Here is a 4,461-nt window from a genome sequence, read left to right as displayed (position 1 = left end):
CCAGCCAATAACTATTACCAGTATTAATACTTAATAGTATGAATATTCTTAGTAACTATTTTTGTATTATTTATAATACTTTTTGAAGTGCGGAAGATGGGATATAAACAATTACGTCAATATTCTGATACGTGATAACCAGTGAAAAGGCGAATCCTTGTACAGAGTGGGATGTTATAACTCCCCATGCCCAGGTGATCGTGGTGAGTAAGAAACCTTTCAGTCATAATCGCTTCAATTCGTCTTAGATTATTAATATCTTGCCTTATCCGTTTTGGCACAGTGATGCTAAATACGCTAAATATACAGTTAACTTAGCCCAATGCTCGATTACGTCAGTGCAGCAATGGCATTTTACGTCACGATGCTTCCAGTACAAGAATGGATCTTGGAATTTCGCCTGGGTTATCTCGGTCGCTACTGGAGCCTGATAAGTGTTGCTGGCTTATTCATTGGCTTCTTGCTCTGTGCGCTGATATTTGTGCCACTGATCATTAATATGACACTAGATCCGTTCAAATATCCAGATCATGTTGTCATGAGTGCGATCGCTGCGGTGATTTTTGGTGCAATAATTTGGCTAGGACAGTGGCTAATACTGCGACAGACTGAGATGACACCAAGAATTTTTGCGCTCATAAATACAGTAGTTGGAATTTTTGTCTTCTCTGTGCTGGTATGGTTTAATCAAAAAAGTTTGCAGTGGAGCGGTGGCCCTATCCAAGGCTGGAAAACTGGACTCATTTTTCTAGTGGGTGGTGCAGTTACCGGAGCCGCGACAGGCAAAGCTTTGGATTTTTACTGTTGGCGAATCGAGCAGCGATTAATCAGAATTGAGAAGGAGAGGGTAGACCAAGAAACCCAAGAGCGAGAAAGGCTGGAGCGAGAAAAGTTTGAAAAGGCAAAGTTAGAGCAAGAAGCAATAGAGGCAGAAATTGCCGAAAGGAAAAGAATACAGCGAGAGGCGGCTCAAGAAGAGGAACGCCTCTGGTACGAACAACATGGTCAAGACTATGCAGATTACGCAGATTATGAGGAGGAAGATGAAGAGGATGAAGAGGACGAATGAACTTTTTGACTATGAGTGAAGAAAATTTTAGCTAGGAAAATTTCAAGAAAATGTCCGACCTATGGCTCGAAAAAAATAGACACCAGCAAGCAAAAGATTCTTCTGAGTCAGCCAATTTGATTTTTGATAAGCAATACGAAGCACTCTTTGCTGAATATCAAAAAGCGGTTACTCAAAAAGATTTACGCTTGCTCAAAGAGATTACACAACAATTGCAGCTTTTATTCATGCTGCGGCAACAGAACTCATAACGCTATTGCTACGGGTATATATAGGTCTTAAGACTTGATAAATTTTTAAAGCCCTCTTGCTCCTTTGCTCCTCTGCCTATTCTTTCTCCAGCGTCAACAGTTTATCATCAGCCCTTGGGGGCTAAGTGGGGTATAAAATGTGAAGTGGTCAAAAAGCCCCCAAAAAGCCCCCATATGTACCCCACATGGAAGTTATATTTTCACAATAATTCTGAATTATCTTTGGGGTACAAAAAGCCCCCATATAGCCCCTATATAGCCTCCATGCGATTTTTAAAGTTTTTTCTGATGCAACAAAAGTGCTACTTTTGATTGGTTAATTAAGTATCTGAATATTTGAATAGCTCAATATTCATGATTTTAGGAGACGAGTATTTGAATAGCTAAATATTCATGATTTTGGAACGCAAATATTCAAATAGCTAAATATTTAGCTATTTGAATACCTGGTTAACTTTACCTTAAATAGGGGTAAATACACACAACATACCTGACACAAGAGCAACAGCCGCGATCTTCACCAAAAAAGTACTGTGCTGCATTGCACACCGCTTGTTATCCAACAGACACCAAAAAGCAAAGCTTGCTAGATAAGCTTTTGAAACTATCTTGCTTTTGGTATCAGAGGGAGGTATCTCTGCTTATAAATATTTGAATATTTACATAGTTGAGTATTTAATTGACTATTCCACTATTTAGGTGTTAAATATTTGAATATTCAAATATTTAACTAATATTATGAAAATCATTACCCTCTCCTCCTACAAAGGAGGGGTAGGGAAAACAACTACCTCAATTTGCCTAGCCTGCTTGTTTTCACACTTAGGGGAAACTTTGTTAATTGATTCAGATCCAAACCGATCTGCTAGCACATGGGCTAGGTTAGGAAAATTACCTTTCAAGGTGTGCAGCGAGAATGCTGCTCCTAAATTGATGGGTCAGAGTAAATTCGACTTTGTAGTTATAGACACTCCAGCACGTCCTCTTGAATCTGAACTGCAAGAACTTGCAGATGGATGCGATTTATTAATTCTGCCAAGCACACCAGATTCACTGTCTATGGATGCTTTAGCCTTAATGACCCAAAGCTTGTCGAACCAAGCTAATTACCGTGTTTTATTAACTATGATCCCCCCCCCTCCTCAAAAAGATGGGTTGGATGCATTTCATGCACTAAAAGAAAATGGGTTTCCCGTACTAGATCGGGGAATTAGACTGCTGAAGGCTTACAAAGATGCTGCTGCACTTGGACAGCCTATTTATAAAGTTAAAGGAGGAAAAATAGCATGGCGGGACTGGATGGAACTAGCAAAACTGAGCCCACTGGCCGAGCTTCTAGATTCAGCGAAATCTTAAGACTTAAAAATGCTGCACCTTCAAATGCAGAGTTACAAGTTGAGGATTCTGACCAGAAAAAAACTTCTACTGAGGAAAAGTTTTCTAACATAGAAGAGAAAAACTTAGATGCTATTACTGAACAAAACCAGGAAGTTGATAAGAACGATAATGCTTGTCAGGAAAAGAAAGCAGATATAGTTATTCCATTAAATGAATACCAGGAGAGTCAAGCTATAGAGCAGAACTCTGTTAGTAATGAAAGTGCCATAGTAGAAATAGATCCAACTTCTTCTGTATTAAGAGACATTCCAGTACTAGTAGAAGCCGAAGTAAAAACTAAAGTAAACAAACGAGGTAAAGTATCAAAGCGAAATAATCCAGATTATATGCAAGCAATATTTCACCTCCCTGTAAAAACTAGCAAGAGATTAGACAGAGAATTGTTAGACCTAAGTGAAGCTGGAGATAATCTTGATCGTTCAGAATTTGCCGAGGAATTATTTCAGAGCTTTTTTAAGCTTTCCAATGTAGTCGGAACCGCCGAAGCTCTCAAGCAATTTAGAAATATGGGAAGTTGACCTTAAAAAACTGACTATCAAACTAGATTACAAAAATTTTAACAAGTATCGCCTTGGCACGCTAATGCTAAGACAGCCAGTTAATATCAAGGCTACTTATCTGCTGAATATCTGAATATTTGAATATTCACTATGGGAGTATAGTTACATATTTGAATATTTGAATATTTATTTCCTAGCTTGTACTTGAATATTTAATTAACGTGAATATTTGAATATCTGAATATTTATTTTTAGCCTATATCCTTTTTATTGGAACTCCATTCATCATTGACTAATAATGACCAGTCCAACTACCGACTCAGTTCGCTCCTACCTAAAAGAAATCGGTCGCTATCCTCTGCTGACTCCTGACCAAGAAATTACATTGGCTAGACTTGTGCAGGAGATGATGGCGGTTGAACAGCAACGGCAAGCGATCGCAGTTCAACTCAACCGACAACCAACTGACTTGGAATTAGCTACCTCGCTTGGGCAAGACGCAGCTGAACTACAATCAGTCATTCAACAAGGCCAAAAAGCCAAACAGAAGATGGTGACAGCTAACCTGCGGCTAGTGGTTTCTGTTGCCAAAAAATACCAGAACCACAAGTTAGATTTTCTCGACTTGCTGCAAGAAGGGGCACTGGGACTGCAACGAGGAATCGAAAAGTTTGATCCTAACAAAGGCTACAAACTATCAACCTATGCTTACTGGTGGATTACCCAGTCAATAGCACGGGCTGTAGCAGATAAGTCTCGCACTATACGTCTGCCAATTCATATCAATGAAAAGTTAAATAAAATCAGGAAAATACAGCAGCAGTTGTCTCAATCGTTGGGTCGTCCTCCGGTTGTAACAGAAATTGCCGAATCCTTAAATCTGTCGCCAAGCCAAATAAGAGATTACCTTCAGGTTTCTAAGTCTCCAGTCTCACTCGAAATGCGAGTGGGAGATGAGGGTGAAACTGAACTAGCCGATATTTTGCCGATGGATGGCATTTTTCTAGATGAGCAAATAACTCTTGAGTCTCTACAGCAAGACTTGAGCAAGTTGCTGGCATTGCTTAAGCCAAGGCAACGAGAAATATTGACTTTACGTTTCGGATTGTCAGATAATCAGCAGCTAACCTTGAGTCAAGTTGCAAAACGGCTGAACCTAAGTCGAGAAACAATTCGCAAAACTGAACATCTTGCTCTCTCTATTTTGCGCTCTCATCAAAATAAGATTAAAGACTATCTTCTT

Annotated in this window: 5 protein-coding genes; all 5 read left to right on the top strand. The window is 39.3% G+C overall.

The window, feature by feature from the left end; translation table 11 throughout:
- Positions 1–322: 322 nt before the first annotated feature.
- Positions 323–1,069, top strand: coding sequence for a hypothetical protein (locus H6G26_RS39035; protein ID WP_190737175.1), 747 nt, complete (start codon positions 323–325; stop codon positions 1,067–1,069).
- 50 nt (positions 1,070–1,119) lie between these two features.
- Entirely contained in the window at positions 1,120–1,320 is a 201-nt protein-coding gene (locus H6G26_RS39030) for a hypothetical protein (RefSeq protein ID WP_190737173.1), read from the top strand.
- A gap of 738 nt (positions 1,321–2,058) precedes the next feature.
- Positions 2,059–2,676, top strand: coding sequence for a ParA family protein (locus H6G26_RS39025; RefSeq protein WP_190737171.1), 618 nt, complete (start codon positions 2,059–2,061; stop codon positions 2,674–2,676).
- Complete coding sequence (locus H6G26_RS39020; protein WP_190737169.1) at positions 2,607–3,236, top strand: hypothetical protein; 630 nt, start codon at positions 2,607–2,609, stop codon at positions 3,234–3,236. Before H6G26_RS39025 ends, H6G26_RS39020 begins: the two co-directional genes overlap by 70 nt.
- A 280-nt stretch (positions 3,237–3,516) precedes the next feature.
- Positions 3,517–4,461: RpoD/SigA family RNA polymerase sigma factor (locus H6G26_RS39015; RefSeq protein WP_190737167.1), on the top strand; the 945-nt coding region annotated here is incomplete at its 3' end.

Origin of the sequence: Nostoc sp. FACHB-888, from assembly GCF_014696655.1 — a bacterium.
GTDB lineage: Bacteria > Cyanobacteriota > Cyanobacteriia > Cyanobacteriales > Nostocaceae > Nostoc.
Note: the sequence above shows the minus strand (reverse complement) of the source record. Positions and strands in the feature narration are given on the sequence as shown.

Bases quoted from the DNA above. Each gene is read 5' to 3' on its own strand.
- H6G26_RS39030 (WP_190737173.1), top strand. From the start codon at position 1,120: ATGTCCGACCTATGGCTCGAAAAAAATAGACACCAGCAAGCAAAAGAT.
- H6G26_RS39035 (WP_190737175.1), top strand. From the start codon at position 323: ATGCTCGATTACGTCAGTGCAGCAATGGCATTTTACGTCACGATGCTT.
- H6G26_RS39020 (WP_190737169.1), top strand. From the start codon at position 2,607: ATGGCGGGACTGGATGGAACTAGCAAAACTGAGCCCACTGGCCGAGCT.
- H6G26_RS39025 (WP_190737171.1), top strand. From the start codon at position 2,059: ATGAAAATCATTACCCTCTCCTCCTACAAAGGAGGGGTAGGGAAAACA.